We start from the raw sequence: 19,162 nt of genomic DNA on the forward strand, positions 1-19,162 counted from the left end.
GTTGATTCACACCGTGATGGAAATGGGTCAAACCAGCGTGGTACCGGACATGGCTTCTGCCATGGCCTTCTTTCGCGCCTCGCGCAAGACGAAGCGCTGCACCTTGCCGCTCGGCGTCTTAGGGAGTTCGTTGGCGAAATGGACCTGACGGGGATAGGCGTGGGCCGCGTAACGCGTCTTGACCCATTGCTGAAGCTCGGCTTCCATTGCGGGCGTCGCGCTCGACAACTGGCGCAGCACGACGAAAGCCTCAAGGACTTCGCCTCGCACCTTGTCAGGCACCGCGATCACGGCACACTCCGCGACCGCCGGATGCGCCGAAAGCACCGACTCCACCTCGAACGGACCTATCCGGTATCCGGCCATGATGATCACGTCATCCTCGCGGGACGAAAAGAAGAAGTAGCCGTCTTCATCGAGACGGCCGAGGTCGCCCGACAAGTACCACTTGCCGGCGCCGGCAAACTTCTCCGCACTCTTCTCCGGATCGTTCTGGTAGCCCGCAAACCAGGCAAGGGGACTATCACGGACGACGAACGCCACGCGACCCACCTGCCCGGCCTCAACCTCGACGTCCTCATCGCGGTGAAGCACGACTGCTTTCCATCCAGGAAGCGGAACCCCCATGGACCCCGCCTTGACAGGGCCAGCCAGCCGTTCGTCATGGTGATTGTTGATGAGCATGCCGGCTTCCGTTTGACCGTAGTGGTCGAAAACCTGCACGCCCAGCGCACCCACCGCCCATTCGTTCACGTCCGGCGTGAGCGGCTCTCCTGCACTGGAGGCGCAACGCAGATGCAAGCCGGCTGGCGGCTGCTTCTCGGAACACAGCAAAGAGCGGTAGACCGTCGGCGCGGCAGCGAAATTGGTCACTTTGCGGTCGACGAGAACCCGGTACGTAGTCTCTGCATCGAAACCAGCCTTCAGCAGAACGCTATGGACGCCGGTACAAAGTGAACCGAGAACGCCGAAGTAGAGCCCGTAAGCCCATCCTGGGTCAGCCGCACACCAGTAGACGTCGTCATGGCGCAGACCAATGCCGAACTCGAGGTAGGCATGAAACGATGCAAGCGCGCGGATGGGAACCACCACCCCCTTTGGGCGGCCCGTGGTGCCCGACGTGTAGATGTGAATGAATGGAGCGTCGCCTCCTTGCACTGCCGGCAACACCGGCGGCGCTTCAGTTTCGAGAACCGACTGGAAGCTGCAGGAGAACCCGCTCGTCACATCCCCTTTGGTTCCGCCAATGACGACGGCCTGGAGCGTGCGGCGTTCCAGCACGTCCTCATCCGGCAGCAACTTTGGGAGCTGCGCAGCGTCGCAAATCACGACCTTTGCTTTGCTGCCCGACAGTCGCGGCGCAATCGCAGCAGGGGCGAACGCGGTGAAAAGCGGCACATGCACTGCGCCCAGTCTCCAGATGGCCATCAAGGCGATCAGGTACTCCTTGCTCTTCCCGGCAAGGGTTGCGACGCGATCACCCTGCCGCACACCCAGGGACGCCAGGCCTGCAGCAAAGGATTCGGACTCGCGTTTCAGTTCACCATACGTCATCCGCTCGGTCTGAAGCGTTGCGTCGACAACGTCGTAGGCGACACTCGCCGGATCGTGCCGGTCGCAAAGCAACCACGCAAGACTGGCGGTTTGAACGCCGTATTGACCGAGCAGATCGGAAATCCGTTTTGCTGGATCCACGTGTGATGCGCTGAGGTCCATCTCTATCTCCTGATGTTATTCATTGACCACCCGACCTGCATGGTTCAAGCATTAAGTGAAATCACGATTCACTTAAGAATATGGAGCATCAGAAAGCCTGTCAAGGCCGACGCGATCCGTGTTAGTACCAGGAGGGTGCTCGGCGTTGCACCGGTAACGCACTGCAACCCGGGCGATTGGCCATGCCATAATGGAAATTGAAGGTGCTTATGGCGTCGGCCAGGTGTCGCGTTGCGGGCAGTCCGGCCGCATGCGAATGCAAAAACAGAGACCGTGGACAGAAATGCAAGATCTAGCTAGCGCACCGCGCGTTCGCATCCGTCGTCGCGGCGCAGACAAATACCCGTTGATCCTCAAGGCGGCGCGAGGCCTCGTCGCCGAAGCGGGATTTCGCGAGGCCCAGATGTCGTCGATCGCAGACGCCGCGGGAATAGCGATTGGCACGCTGTATCGCTACTTCCCGTCGAAGACGGAGTTGATGGTCGAGATAGTAAAAACGACCGCGCAGCGGGAAGTCGACGTTGTTGCCGGGATTGCGATGCGCGATGGCACCGCGCGCGAGCGACTCGGTGCAGCCGCCTGGACGTTTGCCAGTCGAGCGCTGCGGGGCCACAGGCTTGCGTATGCACTGGTCGCCGAGCCAGTAGAGCCCGATGTTGAAGCGGCCCGATTGGTGTATCACCGTGCGTTATCGCGGGTTTTCAGGACCATCATCGAACAGGGGATCGCGACAGGCGAGTTCCCCACCCAGAACGCAGGAGCTTCGGCCGATTGCATAGTCGGCTGCCTGTTTGAAGGGCTGGTGGCACCGCTGACCAATGACGCTGCCAACGGTGGCCAGCAATTGACGACTCATGCATCGGCAATCATCAGCTTTTGCTTGCGGGGCGTCTCGGGTAGTTCATTGCCTTTCGAGTGCGCAGATCAATAACGACCTAGGCGCAGATTTAACAGCAAAGCGTCACTTAAATGGAATTTAGGTTCGCTTAAAAGAATGCGAACAGGCGCCGGTTTGCGATCGTGGTCAGACGAGTTGCAGATGGCCAGCGTGCCGTGCAGGGTTGCTGCCGGCGCGATGGTCCAGCACAGTCTCAGTGTCGAGGATGGTCTTGATGCGGCCGCGCACGCGGCGCGCGGTCTCCGGCTTTTTTGTCCAGATCGGCTGGAGAATCCGCACGATCATCGCGATATCGATGTCACGCACCCGGACTTCGCCAATCACAGAATACGCATACGTGCTAAGTGTGTTGCGCCACGGCTGGACATGCTTACGATTGCGCCACAGAGGTTCCTGTACACGGATAAACGCTTCAGTTGCCTCACGGAAGTCACGTTGGCATCCGACGAGATATCGAGCAGCTGTCTACGCTGCTGCTCCCGCCAAGCTTGAACCGAAACACCCATGAACGCGCACCGCTGTCAGCGATCTGCATGTAGAGACCTCCGCCCTCCGCATAATGGCTCGGGGCCGCCTCCTTTGCGACCCGCAACGCGCTAAGCCGATGCAATTGTCGTCCTGCCATGTTGCCATCCATTCCTACCCACGAAACCCATCCCGCTACCCATACTTCGTGAGGAAATTGTGCGAGAAGCCTTGCCGTGCGGAAGGCAGCCAACTCCAACAGTTGTCCACGAAAGCCTCGCCAGGTTCGACTCCCGCTCTGCCCGACGACGGCCTACCCATACTGCCGCGATGCCACGCAGTTGTGAGGTTGCGGCGATAACGAGTCTTATTGCCCCGCCCTCATTTTTTGATGCGTACGCTGCGGCCCACATTCACACAATCCCGTTGTCGATTCCATAGCATGAATGCGTTTGCGAACGAATCCATCCTTCATTCGATAAGAGCATCCACATCTCGCCAAATCCCGTCCAAGTATGGGCCTACCAATCGGTCGTTGAGAACGAGAAAAAGTTATTCATCCAGTCGTAATCTGATTCCATACGGAACGCTCGATTGTTCTGATCATCACCCGCGACCCGGTCGCCTAAGCTTGGCTCTTCGTTAATATTGGTGACAAGTCGCAGTTCCACTTCACGTTTCTCGCCCAACGGTCCATTCATTTTCAACATAGATCTTTCACTCATTTAACTGGCCCACATTTACATCAAGAACGTGTTAACGGCCGTTAGCCCTATCTCTTCAGTGAGCAGAACTTGTGCTATGGCCAGAAGAGACCTCGCACTCCGGTTCGTTAAATCCGCAACGGTCGATCGGATTACGCCGCCCGTCTGCTACGCACTGCTCGACGCAACAGCGTCGGCGGCGCCCCCTCCACATTCCCCCGCGCAGTCCGGATGGCTTTATCGAAGCTGCTATCTGTGGCCACATGCCTGTTATCGACACTGACGAGCCAACGGTCCTCGCTGCAGCACCAGCGAATCCTCCTCTCTTCGAGGAGCAGCGCGAACCACCGCCAAATGGAGGCATCCTCAGCGTTGGCTGCCAAGGCCGCCGCTGCTCTGGCACGCCCCATATCGTTCAGATTGCTCACTTGTCACCTCGTCAAACCTTGACCGTACCCTCAGTACACTCAAGACAGCATGGCCTCGAACTCCGGCACGACCGTGAACAGATCGCCCACCAGACCGTAATCGGCGACGCTGAAAATCGGCGCTTCCGGGTCTTTGTTGATCGCGACGATCACTTTGCTGTCTTTCATGCCGGCCAGATGCTGGATCGCGCCGGAGATGCCCACTGCAACATACAGTTGCGGCGCGACGATCTTGCCGGTTTGTCCCACCTGGTAGTCGTTCGGCACAAAGCCCGCATCCACTGCGGCGCGCGATGCACCCAGCGCTGCGTTCAGCTTGTCTGCCAGCGGCTCGAGAACCTTGGTGTAGTTCTCGCCGTTGCCCAAACCGCGGCCGCCCGAAACGATGATCTTTGCCGACGTCAGTTCCGGACGGTCCAGCTTCGTCACTTCACGGCTCACGAAGGACGAGATGCCGCTGTCCGCTGCGGCTTCGATCTTCTCGACCGTTGCGCTTCCGCCTTCCGCCGCCACAGCGTCGAAACCGGTCGAACGAACCGTGATGACCTTGATCGGGTCAGCTGATTGCACCGTTGCGATTGCGTTGCCTGCGTAGATCGGGCGCTCGAACGTATCAGCGCTGTCGACTGCGGTGATGTCGCTGATCTGCGCGACATCGAGCTTCGCGGCGATACGCGGCGCGATGTTCTTGCCGTATGCCGTTGCCGGCGCGAGGATGTGCGTGTAGTCCTTCGCGATGTTCAGCACCGTCGCTTCGACGTTTTCCGCGAGGCCCGCTTCGAGTTGCGGCGCGTCGGCGAGCAGGACCTTCGAAACGCCTGCAATCTTCGCTGCCGCATCCGCTGCGGCCTGCGCGTTGTGGCCCGCGACCAGCACGTGAATATCCCCGCCAATCTTCTGCGCCGCTGCGATCGTGTTCAGCGTCGCGGCCTTGATCGACGCGTTGTCGTGTTCTGCTATTACCAGATTAACCAGATTCGTCATTTGCTCTGTCTCCCTCACAGCACCTTGGCTTCGGTCTTCAGCTTCTCGACCAGCGTCTTCACATCCGGCACCTTCACACCGGCGGAGCGCTTCGGCGGCTCGCCAACCTTCAGCGTCTTCAGGCGCGGCGTGACGTCGACATCCAGGTCTTCCGGCTTGATCGTTTCCAGCGGCTTTTTCTTCGCCTTCATGATGTTCGGCAGCGTCACATAGCGCGGCTCGTTCAGGCGCAGATCGGTCGTGATGACAGCCGGCAGCGTCAGCGACAGCGTTTCAGCGCCACCGTCCACTTCACGCGACACCGTAGCCTTTCCGTCAGCGACGACAACCTTCGAGGCGAACGTCGCCTGCGGCAACCCGGCCAAAGCAGCCAGCATCTGGCCGGTCTGGTTCGAATCGTCGTCGATAGCCTGCTTGCCGAGAATCACCAGCTGCGGCTGTTCCTTGTCGACCAGCGCCTTCAGCAGCTTGGCCACGGCCAGCGGCTGCAGCTCTTCCGAAGATTCGATCAGGATCGCGCGGTCCGCGCCGATTGCCAGCGCCGTGCGCAGCGTTTCCTGCGCTTGCGTGACTCCCGCCGACACGGCGATCACTTCGGTCGCCACGCCGGCTTCACGCAGACGCACCGCTTCTTCAACCGCGATCTCATCGAACGGATTCATCGACATCTTCACGTTCGCGATGTCGACGCCCGTGCCGTCCGATTTGACTCGAACTTTCACGTTGTAATCGATCACCCTCTTAACCGGCACAACAATCTTCATGATTCCCTCTCCAATCGTTTGAACGCTAGTGTGCGTACTCAAACCAAGCGTTGGAATTCGGCATTCTGGAACGCCGCATTCCAGACGCTCGAATACGCGCGCAGCTGGAACGGTAAGGATCTGCGGGCGAATCCGCAGCGACGAACCCCGTTAACCCCAGCCTAATCGCGCCTTCCGCAATCAGTAATTGAGCGACGACTTTTGCTGATGCACGCTATCACTCATCAAAGCGAGGTAATCGATTGCCCCTGCTGATCGCGACGGCTATCCGTTTTCATCAACCTACCAAAACTCGTCATCATGTCAGTCAATTGGCCGGAAACAATCTTCGAGCACTTCAAAACCGCTGATGTGCGGCAAGTAGCATATGTGCCCGATGCGGGGCACAAACGTCTTATCGAACTGTGTGAAGCAGACGCCGAAATCCACGCGGTTTCGCTGACCACCGAAGAAGAAGGGGTGGCCATGATGGGCGGCGCATGGGTCGGCGGCCAGCGCGGCGTATTGCTGCTGCAGTCGAGTGGCGTGGGCAACTGCATCAACATGCTCTCGCTGCAACACGAATGCCGCATGCCCATCGTGATGCTGGTCACCATGCGCGGAGAGTGGGGCGAATTCAATCCCTGGCAGGTGGCAATGGGCAAATCCACCCAGCAAGCCCTCGAATCGGCCGGCGTTTATGTCTACCGCGCGGATGATCCCGCCGACGTCCCCGAGACCGTACGCGCCGCACTGAATTTTGGCTACAACACGTCCCGGATGGTCGCTGTCCTGATCGGACAGCGCGTTATCGGCACCAAAAACTTTAACAAGTGAGCACGAACATGACTCAGCAGACGACGCCCCTGAACCGTCGACTGACGGTGAAGCGGATTCTCCGCGATCGGCAGCAGGACGTTCTGGCAGTAACCAGCCTTGGGAATCCGACCTTCGATGTTGCCGCCGCAGGAGATACGCCGCAGAACTTCTATCTTTGGGGTGCTATGGGCGGAGCTGTTTCCTTTGGACTCGGCATTGCGCTTGCACAACCTGAGAAGCGCGTGATCGTGTTTGTTGGCGACGGTGAAATGATGATGGGCCTCGGATCGCTCGCGACCGTGGGCGTCGATCGGCCGGCCAATCTCTCGATCGTCGTGATCGACAACGAACACTACGCGGAAACGGGTATGCAACTCGCCCATGCGGGGCGCGGTGTCGACATCACGGCAATCGCGCGCGCGGCCGGGTTCGAAAAGGCGACGACGGTCTACACGGAGGGCGAACTCGAAGAATATGTCGACGTCATTCTCAAGGCCAAGGGTCCCGTGCTCGTCACGGTAAAGGTCGGAACCGACCCCGAGCCCACCGCCCTTCCGCCCCGGGACGGTCCGTACCTGCGAAGCCGTTTCCGCGAAGCACTGCTTGGCGCGAAGGCCCACGCAAGTCAATAAGCGCCAAGGCGCGGACTCCTGAAGGAAAGCGGTGTGGCGGCTAACTGCCGCCCCACCGCTTTCTTCGCTCCCGCCCCGCTTTGCCCCCCTGTACAATCGAGATCACCGTGACTTCACGCTGATCCCCTTATGCCCGCCAAGGCCTATTCCGATATGTTGGTGGAGGTCTTTCGACAGCTGGACCGGCAGCCCGAGATGCTGGAGCGCGTCTTCGATTGCTTTCCGGACGTGCTGTATTACATCAAGGACGCTGAAGCGCGCTATCTTTCCGTCAATCAAACGCTCATCAATCGAAGCGGGATGGCGCGCGAAGATGTGATTGGCCAGACGGCCGACCAGCTGTTTCCGGTGACCGGTGCAAGCACCAACGCGCAAGATCTGAACGTTATCGAAACCCAGTCTCCGATTGTCGATCGCCTGCGTCTTTACTCGTCAGGATCGGGACATCGATACTGGTGCCTAAGCTCCAAGTTTCCAGTTCTCAACGAGGACGGACGAGCAATCGGACTGATCGGCATCTCGCGCGATCTGCCTCGCCCCGATGAACGGCACCACGGTTACCGCCGCTTACTGGAATATCTGGATTATCTGGAACAGAACCTCGGACAGAACATCCTGGTCACCGAAGCGGCAGAACGCGCATCTATTTCTGTCGACACGTTGGAACGCCTGACCCGTGAAGTGTTTCATCTGACGCCCAAGCAACTGCTGATGAAATTGCGGATCGACCACGCGTGCAAACTACTCGAAACGACGGACAACAGCATTACGGATATCGCGACGGACTGCGGCTACGCGGACCACAGCGCTTTTGCGCGGCAATTCAAGTCCGCCACGCACCTCACGCCCCGACAGTATCGGAACGCGCGGGGGCGTGGCCTGCATCCACACTGATCAACCGCCTGCCGGGCGTTAGTAAACACCCTCTTCGATCACAAGTTGGCCGGACGTGAGCCGCGCCGGCGAGAGCGGCGACAGGTCCAACGTTCGGAACTCGCCGAAGGTCAGCAATTCAGCCATTGCACGACCGACGCCCGGACTGTGCATCATGCCGTGGCCGCTGAAACCAGCCGCCACGAACGAGTTTTCCGGACCTGACTGACCGACAAGGCCGTTCTGGTCGAGAATGTTGTATTCGTAATAGCCAGCCCATGCGTGTTCCACACGTAAAGCCTCAAACGCAGGGATCCGCTCTGCCAGCGTCGGCCAGATGATCTCGTCAAACTCGGAAAACTGCACGTCGAGCGGTAGGTTATCCAGATCCATCTCCGCCGAAGGCGAGACGATGCACAGGAAATGGTTCTGCTCCCTGCGCAGGTATACGCCAGACGTATCGATCAGAATCGGCATATCCGGAATCGGCGTCGGACATGACACGACGAACGCTGAACGCCGCCTTGGCCGAACCGGCAGATCGACACCAACGCTCTTCGCAAGCGGCGCACACCACGCACCGCTCGCATTGACGAACGTATCCCCGGCAATTTCCCGCCCATCGGTCAGTTCGACGTGAGTAATCCGGTCTCCGCGTGTGCGGTAACCCGACGCTTCACCCGTGGCGAAATGAACGCCCGCCTCTCTCGCACGGTTTCTGAACCATTGCATCACGCTGTAGCCATCAAACCAGCCTTCGCCGGCAAGGCCTTCAACGGCATAAGTCAGATCGCTGACGTTCATCCACGGGTAGCGCTGCCGCAACGCTTCCGCGGAATGCTCCCCCAGCTCGACACCTAACGACCTGGCCAGAGCGCTCCGCCAACGTAGCACGCTCTCCTGCTGCGCATTGCCCACGAACAGATAGCCACAATCCACCAGATCGACACCGGCACCGTACCGCGCCTTATCCCGCTCGCAGGAGGAGAAGAATTCATAACCGAATTGCGATAGCTGAATGCAAATGGGCGTTGAAAACTGCTGCCGGATCGAACTCGCCGAAAGCGACGATGACGCGATTCTGTAGGTCGGATCTTTTTCGATCACCCAGATCTCACGTCCGGGCGTCTTCTGGAGGCTCAGGAAATACGCGATTGAACAACCAATTGCACCACCACCCGTGATGACAATCCTTTCGCTCATGATTTACCTTCGAAGGCTCGTTGGGCTCCTGAGAGCCGAGCAGTGTGTGAATAAGGGACTATCGGAGCGCCACAATTTCGAGGCTTTGACACGCAGCGTGAATCCGCGCAAGCGCTTCGTTCAAGTCGTCGAGTGATGCGGCATAAGAAAGTCTGAAGTACGGCGAGAGCAGAAACCCGGAACCTGAAACAACGGCCACGTTGGCCTCTTCCAACAGGTACATGACAAAGTCCTGGTCGTTATTCAGAAGCCTGCCGCCCGGCGTACGGCTTCTAATGACACCATGGCAACCCACAAACGCATAAAACGCGCCTTCGGGCTCGTTACAGTGAAGTCCCGGAATATCGCTCAGCGTTTTGACTACAAGCTTCCGACGTTCGTCGAAAGCCAATCGCGATCTCTCGACGAATGACTGATCGCCATTGAGTGCTTCAATTGCAGCGTATTGCGACACCGATGACGCACTGGTGACGATCTGCCCTTGCACGAGATTCATGGCGCGGATGAGCGCAGCCGGTCCGGCGGAATAGCCAATCCGCCAGCCTGTCATCGAGTACACCTTGGAGACACCGTTGATGATGAGCGTGCGCTCCTGCAACTCCGGCGCCACGTTCAGGATATTGATGAACGGGCTTCCGGTATAAATGAGCTTTTCGTAGATGTCGTCCGACAGCACCCAGACGTGGGGATGTCGACGTAGTACTTCGGCGATGCTGCGGAGTTCCTCAGCCGAGTAAACCGCCCCGGTCGGATTCGATGGCGAATTCAGCATCAGCCACTTGGTGCGCGGCGTGATCGACGCTTCCAGCTGCGCAGCAGTCAGTTTGAAGCCTGCCGCTTCGTCGCACGCCGCGACGATTGGCGTGCCGGTCGCCATTTTGACGATCTCCGGATAGGAGACCCAGCACGGCGCGGGTACGATCACTTCATCGCCCGGGTTAAGAGTCGCGAAAAAGGCCGCGAAAATCGCCTGCTTCGCACCGACGGAGACGCTGACTCCATCCACCGGGTAGTCGACTCCATTGTCATGCTTCAGTTTCGCGACGATCGCCTCGCGCAACTCCCGAATACCCGCGGCCTCCGTGTAGCGTGTCTTGCCTTCGCGCATCGCACGAACCGCCGCCGCCTGGATATTCTCGGGTGTGTGAAAGTCTGGTTCGCCTTGCGACAGGGAAATGACGTTCTTCCCGGCACGGCGCAGTTCTGCCGCTTTTGCTGCCATTGCCATCGTCTGCGCAGGGGCGATCTGGCCAATGCGGTCTGCAATGAAGCCCATTGTGTTCATTCCGTTTGTTTTAAAAGCCTACCGTGTGAACCGGGGTCGCCTGTCGGTGGCGCCCCGGAACACGCACGCTTACAGACGTTCAGCCACTGCCTTCATTTGCAGGAACTGCAGAAGGTAGTCGGGACCACCCGTCTTGGTATCGGTACCCGTGAGGTTGAAGCCGCCGAACGGCTGAACACCGACCAGCGCGCCCGTACACTTGCGGTTGAAGTACAGATTGCCAACGTGGAAATCGCGGCGGGCTCGTTCAATGCGGCTGCGGTCGTTCGAGAAGAGCGCACCGGTCAGCCCGTAGACCGTGTCATTGACCACGGCCAGACCTTCCTCGAAATCCTTGACGCGGATCGCGGCAACGAACGGTCCGAACACTTCCTCTTGTGCAATGCGCGCGCGGGGCGACACGTCGCCGAAGATGGTCGGCTCGATCAGATAGCCCGCTGCATTTTCCACGGCCTTGCCGCCGGTCAGCAGCTTGCCCTCGGTGTGACCGATGTCGATATACGACAGCACCTTCTTGTACTGCAGCTCATTGCACACCGGACCAAAACTCGGATTGTCCTTCGCCTCGCTGACAACGAGTTCCTTCGTCTTCGCGACGACCTTCTCGAGCAAGGCGTCATAGACCGAATCCACCACGATCAGACGCGAGCAGGCCGAACACTTCTGGCCGGAATAGCCGAAGGCTGCCTGGATCACTGCAGTCGCTGCGTCATCGAGATTGGCCGTTTCATCGACAAGAATCGCGTCCTTGCCACCCAGTTCGAGGAAGACCCGCTTGAACCATTTCTGGCCTTCGGCAAGCTTCGCAGCGGACTCGTTGATCTGGGCGCCGGTTGCGAGCGAGCCCGTGAAGTTGATGAAGCGCGTTTTCGGATGGGCGACCAGATACGACCCGATTTCGCGTCCGGTACCCGGCAGATAATTCACCACGCCAGGCGGCAAACCTGCTTCGGCGAAGATGTCGAAGATCTTGGCGAGGGACACCACCGTATCTTCCGCAGGCTTGCAAACCACCGTGTTACCCACCACGATCGCGCCGACCGTCATGCCGGTCATCAACGCCATCGGAAAATTCCACGGCGAAATCGTCACGCCCACGCCGAGCGGGATATAGAAACTCTCGTTCTCTTCACCGGAATAATCGATCAACGAGCCGAGGCCGCCGACATGCTTGATAGCCTGGCGTGCATAGTACTCGGTGAAGTCGATCATTTCCGCAACTTCGGCGCTGGCCTCGACATAGTTCTTGCCGATTTCATAGACCAGCCATGCCTCGAGTTCGCGCTTGCGCCTGCGCATGATTGCGGCGGCCTTCAACATGACGCGCGATCGATCCTCTTGGCTCCAACGCTTCCACGATTCGAAGGCCGCCCAGGCGGCTTCCAGCGCGGCGTCCGCGTGCCGCGTCGTCGCCTTGGCGGTATAGCCAACGACCTCTTCCGGATTCGACGGATTGGTCGAGACGAGTGTCGCCTCGGTCTGCACGCGCTCGCCATTGATAATCAGCGGATATGTCTTGCCAAACTCGGCACGCACCTTCTTCAGTGCCTGCTGCATGTCTGCCTTGGTACTTTCGGTGTCGAATAAATCGAACGGCTCGTTCTTGAACGGCGCAATCAACATCGCTTTCTCCAGATTGAATGGGTTTGGCTGCTCTGCCGCTCTGACGATCGCGGCACGCTACCGTGAACCGATTGTCCGGCGCGAAATTCTTCCGGTCTTGATCTAGTCGCCTTTAATTTTGCGGAATTTTGCACACTTATAAAGCCACTGGTCAGGACAACCAACACCGATATGCCTCTCCTAGCGATACGTCATGAAATTCCATGGGTAACATCGTAAATACCGATTTGCGGATTTCTGCTATTTGCTACACTGGATGAACGGCGCATATTTTCATTCGGAGCACGTATCATGGCCATGCATTTCGATCTGATTGATCTTCGTCTCATCACATGTATTGCTGAGACGGATAGCTTGACGCGTGGTGCCGAGCGGTTTCATATGTCTGTCCCCGCGGCAAGCACTCGCATCAAGAATCTGGAAGAAAGCATGGGGGCAAAACTGCTGTACCGGACCAGCCAGGGGGTTACCCTGACGCCACCGGGTCAGGCATTTCTTCACCACGCCCGGCTCGTCCTGTCGCAGCTCGAACAGTTGCGCGGCGACATGCAGGAGTACGCACGCGGTGTGAAAGGCCATGTGCGGATTTTTGCGAACACTACCGCAACCACTGAATTCCTCCCCAACGACCTGCGCGACTTTCTCGCCGAGCATCCCGACGTGAACGTCGAGCTTCGCGAACGTTTGAGCCATGACGTGGTGCGCGCGGTCAGTGAAGGCACTGCGGACGTCGGCATAGTGGCAGGTAATGTCCGACCGGAATCCCTGCGCGTCCTGCCATACCGCTCGGATCGCCTCATACTGGCTGTTTCGAATTCGCATCCCCTCGCCGGGAAGACGTCGATCCCGTTCGAGCAGGCGACCGGGTTTGACTTCGTGGGAATGCCTGAGGCTAGCGCGATACACACGTTTCTGGACCGCGTAGCAAACGACATGCACAAGAAGCTTCAGGTGCGAATTGAAGTGGGCAACTTCGAAGCACTGTGCCGAATGATCGAGGCCAACGTCGGGATCGGCGTGTTGCCTTGCTCGTCAGCGGTACGCTACGTGAAAACCATGAACATCAGGCTCGTTGAAATCGAAGACGACTGGGCGACGCGAAATCTCCTGATCTGCGTGCGCAACCTCGACCTGCTGCCGTCTTTCGCGCGGGAACTGGTCGACCTCCTCACGCAGAAGTGCAAGACCGATCCTGGGCCCCAGCCAGCCTGAACGTCAGGCAGTTAGTCTGCGTTTAAAGCCCTCTTCTCCACACACAAATTGTAGTCAGCAGACAGGTGCGTCAATCTAGCGTGAACAACGCTACCCGACGCCCCAATGACTGCTGAACTCGACTACCTGCGCACCTGGATCGGCCGTACCCAGACCGAACGCGAATTTGTCTCGCCGCGTCTCGCGCAACAACTCGCTGCCACGCTGGACTATGAGGACGTGCCGCGTGTCGGCGGGCGGTTGCCTCCGTTGTGGCACTGGGCGTTTTTTCCTCACATTGTTTCGCAGTCGCAGGTCGGCGCGGACGGACATCCGACACGCGGTGGCTTCCTGCCGCCGGTGCCGTTGCCAAGACGCATGTGGGCGGGCAGCCGCGTCCGGTTCGAGCGGTCACTCGTGGTCGGCAGCGAAGTCTCAAGGACGTCGCAGATTCTCGACGTGGCCGCCAAAGAAGGGCGCACAGGAAAGCTGGTGTTTGTCCGTCTGCGTCACGAACTGGAAGACCTCGAAGGTCCACTGATTTCCGAAGAACAGGACGTTGTGTATCGCGAGTCCGCAGCAACCGCGTACACCGCGGCAACCGGCCCGCGCGCGCCGACCGATTTCACATGGAGACGGGAGATCGTACCGGATCCGGTACTACTTTTTCGCTACTCCGCCGATACCTTCAACGGGCATCGTATTCACTATGACCGCACCTACGCTAATGAACAGGAAGGCTATCCGGCGCTCGTCGTCCATGGGCCACTGACTGCGACGTTGCTGATCGATCTGCTTCGTCGCAGCCTGCCAGGCGAGTCAATTGCTTCTTTCTCGTTCAAAGCGGTCAACCCGCTCTTTGACAGCGCCCCTTTTTCTATCTATGCAGCCCGTATGCCCGGATCAACCGAAGTAAAGCTCTGGGCAGCCAATCCCGACGGCGTGTTGTGCATTGATGCCGTGGCGACGCTGACGGCGCCCGCGCATGCCTTTCAAGAAAATGAACTCTGAGGAGTAGAGACAAGTGATGGCCAACATCGACCCCTATCAGGACATTCGCGAAGCCGTTCGCGATTTGTGTTCCAACTTTCCCGCCGAGTACTTCCGCAAGATCGACGAGGAACGAGCCTACCCCGAGACCTTTGTACAAGCCCTGACCGACGCCGGTTGGCTGGCGGCCCTCATTCCACAGGAATATGGGGGTTCGGGGCTCGGATTGACGGAAGCTTCGGTCATCATGGAAGAGATCAATCGCAGCGGTGGCAATTCCGGTGCTTGTCACGGGCAGATGTACAACATGGGGACGCTGCTCAGGCACGGCTCTGCAGAGCAAAAGGCCAGATATCTTCCGGAAATCGCCTGCGGAAAGTTGCGACTTCAGTCCATGGGCGTGACCGAGCCGACGACCGGCACCGACACCACCAAACTCAAGACGACTGCGGTTCGCAAGGGTGACCGTTATGTGGTCAATGGCCAGAAGGTCTGGATCTCTCGGGTTCAACACTCCGACCTGATGATTCTGCTGGCGCGAACCACACCGATCGATCAGGTTGCAAAGAAATCGGAGGGCATGTCGATCTTCCTGGTCGACTTGCATCAGGCAATCCGCAAAGGCATGACGGTTCGCCCGATTCCGAACATGGTGAATCACGAGACTAACGAACTTTTTTTCGACAACCTCGAGATCCCCGCCGAAAACCTGATCGGCGAAGAAGGCAAAGGCTTCAAGTACATTCTTGATGGCCTGAACGCCGAGCGCACACTCATTGCCGCCGAATGTATCGGCGATGGGTACTGGTTCCTTGACAAGGTCTGTAAGTACGTTAAAGAACGCGTCGTCTTCGGTCGCCCGATTGGACAGAACCAGGGCGTGCAGTTTCCGATCGCCCGCGCGTACGTCAACGTCGAAGCGGCGAGCTTGATGCGCTATAAGGCCTGCGAGCTTTTCGACGCAAAACAGCCAGCCGGCGCGCAAGCCAATATGGCCAAGCTACTCGCCGCAGACGCTTCGTGGGAAGCCGCAAACGCTTGCCTGCAATTCCATGGCGGCTTTGGTTTTGCCAACGAATACGACGTCGAACGCAAGTTCCGCGAAACCCGGCTCTATCAGGTCGCACCGATCTCGACCAATCTCATTCTCTCGTACGTAGCCGAGCATCTGCTCGGGCTGCCACGTTCTTTCTAAGGGGAAGAACATGAAACCGCTGGACGGCGTGAAGGTCATCACCCTTGAACACGCGATTGCAGCGCCCTTCTGCACGCGTCAGCTCGCGGATCTTGGCGCACGCGTGATCAAGATCGAACGCCCTGGTGTCGGGGACTTCGCGCGTGCCTATGATGAGCGCGTGCACGGCATGGCCTCGCACTTTGTATGGTGCAATCGCTCGAAGGAGAGCCTCACGCTCGACGTCAAGGCCCGCCAGGCGCAGGATATTTTCGCGCGCCTGCTCGAGGACACTGACGTGCTGGTGCAGAACCTGGCACCCGGCGCCGCAGCACGACTGGGTCTCTCGTATGAAGCGCTGCGTGAGAAGTATCCCCGCCTGATTGTCTGCAACATCTCCGGTTACGGATCCGATGGTCCCTATCGGGACAAGAAAGCCTACGACCTGCTGATCCAAAGCGAGTCCGGTTTCCTTTCGATCACCGGCGGTCCAGAGTCGCCGGCAAAAGCCGGCTGCTCCATTGCCGACATCGCGGCAGGGATGTACGCCTATACGAACATCCTCTCTGCGCTTCTGCAACGTTCGAAAACCGGGTTGGGTCGGGAAATCGACGTCTCGATGCTCGAGAGCATGGTGGAATGGATGTCGTATCCCCTTTACTACGCGTTCGACGGCGCTTCTCCGCCACCTCGCGCGGGCGCCGCTCACGCAACCATCTACCCGTATGGACCGTTCCCCGCCGGCGATGCGAAGACGGTCATGCTGGGTTTGCAGAACGAGCGTGAATGGGGTGCCTTCTGCTCGCAGGTTCTGCTGGAACCCGAGCTCGCCGTCGATCCCCGTTTCAGCTCCAACTCAAAGCGCACGGCCGCGCGCGAGGCGCTGCGCGAAATCATTGTCGCCGCGTTCAGCAAACTGACTTCGGAAGAGGTCATCAAGCGGCTGGAAATCGCGCAGATCGCCAACGCGCGCATGAATGATATGGCCGACGTGTGGTCGCATTCCCAGCTTGAAGAACGCAAACGTTGGGTGAACATCGACTCCCCCGCAGGCGTCATTCCCGCCTTGCTGCCGCCAGGCGTCAGTCAAGCGTCCGAGGTTCGAATGGACGCCGTGCCCGCGTTAGGCCAACACACCGAAGCCCTTTTGAATGAATTGGGTTTTTCGACCGATGCCATCCGCGAGCTTCGTGAAGCGGCAGTAATCTAACTCCCGGTTAAGGTAAGCATGTTATGAGCAACACCCAGATTCTTGCCTCGTTTGCGGCCAATCTGAAGTTTGAACAGATACCCAAGGACGTGGTGGCCCGCACGGAAGACCTCTTCCTCGACTGGTTCGGGTCAGCACTGGCCGGCCGCGCGGCGCGCCCGGTCGAGACGATCCAGAAGTACGGATTCGCTTTCGGTCCGCAGTCCGGTCCCTGTGAAGTACTGATCTCCCGCCGAACCACCAGCCCGCTCTTCGCGGCAATGATCAACGCCGCCGCATCGCACTTCGCCGAACAGGACGACCTCCACAACAGCTCAGTCCTGCACCCGGCAACCGTCGTCTTCCCCGCAGCATGGGCCGCCGCGCAAGCGCTGGGCAGAAGCGGCAAAGAGTTCATCGCTGCATCTGTCGCGGGCTATGAAGTGGGCATCCGCGTCGGTGAATTCCTCGGCCGATCGCACTACAAGATTTTTCATACCACCGGTACCGTCGGTACGATCGCAGCAGCAGCCGCGGTCGGCAATCTCCTGCGATTGAGCGCCGAGCAGATGGTGAATGCGTTTGGCTCCGCCGGCACCCAGGCAGCAGGACTCTGGGAATTCCTTAAAGACGCCGCTGACTCCAAGCAACTGCATACGGCCAAGGCGGCGGCGAACGGTCTTCTCGCGGCCTACCTGGCAGCTGACGGCTTCACCGGTGCGAAGGACATCTTCGAGGGCGCGAAAGGCATGGGCGCCGGCATGTCCACGCATACGCACCCGGACAAACTCGCCGAAGCGCTCGGAGAGCGCTGGGCGCTGATCGAAACCTCTTTCAAGTATCACGCTTCCTGCCGGCACACTCATCCGGCGGCCGATGCCCTGCTGCAGGTTATTCAGCGCGAAAACCTCGTGCCGGATGACATCGAGACGGTGGTGACTCAGGTTCACCAGGCTGCGATCGACGTGCTTGGACCGGTAATCGATCCCCAGACGGTCCATCAGGCAAAGTTCTCCATGGGCACCGTACTCGCGCTGGTCGCGGAATTCGGCCACGCGGGCGTACGTGAGTTCGACGGCCATTACAACGAAAGCAGGATCGCGCACTTCTGCAAGAAAGTTTCGATGGTGCTCGATCCCGAAGTCGATACGGCCTATCCGTCACGCTGGATTGGAAAGGTCATCGTTCAGACAAAGGATGGTCGCTCCTTCGAGGGCCGCGTGGATGATCCCAAGGGCGATCCAGGCAACACGCTCACGCGCGCCGAACTCGAACACAAGACCATCACGCTGGGTTTGTATGGCAATGCGGCCACCGAAGACGAACTCAAGCACTCAATCACATCGGTATGGACGATTACCGATGCAACCGTTGTACCCAGACTGCTCCCCGAATCGAAACTGGAGGCCCAACATGGCTGACCTTGCACCCCGGTCGTATCTCTTCGTTCCCGGCAACCGGCCGGACAGATTTGCCAAGGCGGCGGCGTCGGGCGTCGATGTTGTCGTTATCGATCTGGAAGATGCGGTGCCGCCCGCCGAGAAGAAGATCGCGCGGGCAGCCCTCGCTGAGTGGCTTTCGACAAACGGTACGCCCGTGGCGGTCCGTGTGAATGATGTGAACAGCGAATGGTTTCGCGACGACATCGCCGTATGCCGCGCGCCCTCCGTCGCCGCCGTCATGCTGCCCAAGACGGAACGCATCGACGATATCTTCCTGTGCGAGTTCGCCGGCAAGCCGACCGACATCTTGCCGATGATCGAAACGGCCCAAGGTTTTCGGAATGTGGTCGCCATCGCCCAGCACCGGCTGACCACTCGACTCGTGTTCGGCAACGTGGATTTCCAGCTCGACCTCGGCATTGACGGCGACGATGAGCAGCTTCTGTACTTCCGCTCACAGATCGTCTTCGCCTCTCGCATCGGCAACCTGCTGGCGCCGGTGGACGGGGTGAGCACCACACTCGACGATCCCGCGCAGATCACGCGCGACACGGTCCGTGCAAAGCGGCTCGGCTTCGGCGCCAAGCTTTGCATTCATCCGAGGCAAGTGGCCGCAGTCAACGCCGCGTTCGTCCCCAGCGAGAGGGATGTCGAATGGGCGCACCGGGTTGTCGAAGGCGCAGCTGCATCCCACGGCGCGGCCGTTGCCGTGGACGGTCGCATGGTTGACCGGCCGGTCATTCTGAAGGCGCAGGAAATCCTGGCAGAGTCACAACGACGCCTGCCCGTTGGCGCCTGATTCA

The 19,162-nt window shown here is 59.1% G+C and carries 17 protein-coding genes and 1 pseudogene; 10 read left to right on the forward strand and 8 right to left on the reverse strand.

Annotation, left to right across the window (positions count from 1 at the left end; translation table 11 throughout):
- Positions 1–27: 27 nt before the first annotated feature.
- Positions 28–1,716 (reverse strand): AMP-binding protein, encoded by a 1,689-nt coding sequence (locus tag GH665_RS35685; protein WP_153141747.1) that lies wholly within the window; start codon positions 1,714–1,716, stop codon positions 28–30.
- Positions 1,717–1,906: 190 nt separating this feature from the next.
- Between GH665_RS35685 and GH665_RS35690 the strand changes: the two genes are divergently transcribed.
- A complete protein-coding gene (locus GH665_RS35690; protein ID WP_246216476.1) occupies positions 1,907–2,647 on the forward strand; it encodes a TetR/AcrR family transcriptional regulator in 741 nt (246 codons plus the stop codon).
- A 96-nt stretch (positions 2,648–2,743) separates the two neighbouring features.
- Here the strand turns inward: GH665_RS35690 and GH665_RS39735 are convergent.
- The 4 genes and pseudogenes from GH665_RS39735 to GH665_RS35710 all read right to left on the reverse strand — a co-directional run.
- Positions 2,744–3,239 (reverse strand): annotated as a pseudogene (locus tag GH665_RS39735) (phage integrase central domain-containing protein); the annotation flags it as partial.
- A 361-nt stretch (positions 3,240–3,600) separates the two neighbouring features.
- Entirely contained in the window at positions 3,601–3,789 is a 189-nt protein-coding gene (locus tag GH665_RS35700) for a hypothetical protein (RefSeq protein WP_153141748.1), read from the reverse strand.
- 461 nt (positions 3,790–4,250) lie between these two features.
- The gene (locus tag GH665_RS35705; protein WP_153142472.1) at positions 4,251–5,186 is read right to left on the reverse strand and encodes an electron transfer flavoprotein subunit alpha/FixB family protein; all 936 of its coding nucleotides are present in this window, start codon (positions 5,184–5,186) and stop codon (positions 4,251–4,253) included.
- 23 nt (positions 5,187–5,209) lie between these two features.
- The gene (locus GH665_RS35710; protein ID WP_153141749.1) at positions 5,210–5,959 is read right to left on the reverse strand and encodes an electron transfer flavoprotein subunit beta/FixA family protein; all 750 of its coding nucleotides are present in this window, start codon (positions 5,957–5,959) and stop codon (positions 5,210–5,212) included.
- Between the two features lie 369 nt (positions 5,960–6,328).
- On the opposite strand from GH665_RS35710, the gene GH665_RS35715 reads away from it, so the two are divergent.
- The 3 genes from GH665_RS35715 to GH665_RS35725 all read left to right on the forward strand — a co-directional run bounded on the left by GH665_RS35715 (position 6,329) and on the right by GH665_RS35725 (position 8,283).
- The gene (locus GH665_RS35715) at positions 6,329–6,775 is read left to right on the forward strand and encodes a thiamine pyrophosphate-binding protein (protein ID WP_246216478.1); all 447 of its coding nucleotides are present in this window, start codon (positions 6,329–6,331) and stop codon (positions 6,773–6,775) included.
- Positions 6,776–6,783: 8 nt separating this feature from the next.
- Positions 6,784–7,389, forward strand: a complete 606-nt coding sequence (locus GH665_RS35720; protein ID WP_153141751.1) for a thiamine pyrophosphate-dependent enzyme — start codon at positions 6,784–6,786, stop codon at positions 7,387–7,389.
- A gap of 129 nt (positions 7,390–7,518) precedes the next feature.
- On the forward strand, positions 7,519–8,283 hold the full coding sequence (locus GH665_RS35725) for an AraC family transcriptional regulator (protein ID WP_153141752.1): 765 nt from the start codon (positions 7,519–7,521) through the stop codon (positions 8,281–8,283).
- A gap of 18 nt (positions 8,284–8,301) precedes the next feature.
- Here GH665_RS35725 and GH665_RS35730 read toward each other — a convergent pair whose 3' ends face one another.
- From GH665_RS35730 to pruA, 3 genes are all read right to left on the reverse strand, one after another.
- Positions 8,302–9,465 carry an NAD(P)/FAD-dependent oxidoreductase gene (locus tag GH665_RS35730; protein ID WP_153141753.1) on the reverse strand — a complete coding sequence of 388 codons (1,164 nt, stop codon included), beginning with the start codon at positions 9,463–9,465 and terminating at the stop codon, positions 8,302–8,304.
- Between the two features lie 58 nt (positions 9,466–9,523).
- A complete protein-coding gene (locus GH665_RS35735; RefSeq protein ID WP_153141754.1) occupies positions 9,524–10,741 on the reverse strand; it encodes a pyridoxal phosphate-dependent aminotransferase in 1,218 nt (405 codons plus the stop codon).
- Positions 10,742–10,819: 78 nt separating this feature from the next.
- The gene (gene pruA, locus GH665_RS35740) at positions 10,820–12,373 is read right to left on the reverse strand and encodes an L-glutamate gamma-semialdehyde dehydrogenase (RefSeq protein ID WP_153141755.1); all 1,554 of its coding nucleotides are present in this window, start codon (positions 12,371–12,373) and stop codon (positions 10,820–10,822) included.
- Positions 12,374–12,670: 297 nt separating this feature from the next.
- Here pruA and GH665_RS35745 point away from each other — a divergent pair, with 297 nt between their 5' ends.
- From GH665_RS35745 to GH665_RS35770, 6 genes are all read left to right on the forward strand, one after another.
- Entirely contained in the window at positions 12,671–13,585 is a 915-nt protein-coding gene (locus GH665_RS35745) for a LysR substrate-binding domain-containing protein (RefSeq protein WP_484555887.1), read from the forward strand.
- 105 nt (positions 13,586–13,690) lie between these two features.
- The gene (locus GH665_RS35750; protein WP_153141757.1) at positions 13,691–14,575 is read left to right on the forward strand and encodes an HTD2 family dehydratase; all 885 of its coding nucleotides are present in this window, start codon (positions 13,691–13,693) and stop codon (positions 14,573–14,575) included.
- Between the two features lie 16 nt (positions 14,576–14,591).
- Positions 14,592–15,749 (forward strand): acyl-CoA dehydrogenase family protein, encoded by a 1,158-nt coding sequence (locus GH665_RS35755; protein WP_174771780.1) that lies wholly within the window; start codon positions 14,592–14,594, stop codon positions 15,747–15,749.
- A 10-nt stretch (positions 15,750–15,759) separates the two neighbouring features.
- A complete protein-coding gene (locus GH665_RS35760) occupies positions 15,760–16,938 on the forward strand; it encodes a CaiB/BaiF CoA transferase family protein (protein ID WP_153141759.1) in 1,179 nt (392 codons plus the stop codon).
- Between the two features lie 23 nt (positions 16,939–16,961).
- Positions 16,962–18,338 carry an MmgE/PrpD family protein gene (locus GH665_RS35765; protein WP_153141760.1) on the forward strand — a complete coding sequence of 459 codons (1,377 nt, stop codon included), beginning with the start codon at positions 16,962–16,964 and terminating at the stop codon, positions 18,336–18,338.
- Positions 18,331–19,158 carry an HpcH/HpaI aldolase/citrate lyase family protein gene (locus tag GH665_RS35770; RefSeq protein ID WP_153141761.1) on the forward strand — a complete coding sequence of 276 codons (828 nt, stop codon included), beginning with the start codon at positions 18,331–18,333 and terminating at the stop codon, positions 19,156–19,158. Before GH665_RS35765 ends, GH665_RS35770 begins: the two co-directional genes overlap by 8 nt.
- The last annotated feature ends 4 nt before the right edge of the window (positions 19,159–19,162 follow it).

Source organism: Paraburkholderia agricolaris, from assembly GCF_009455635.1.
GTDB classification, from domain to species: Bacteria; Pseudomonadota; Gammaproteobacteria; order Burkholderiales; family Burkholderiaceae; genus Paraburkholderia; species Paraburkholderia agricolaris.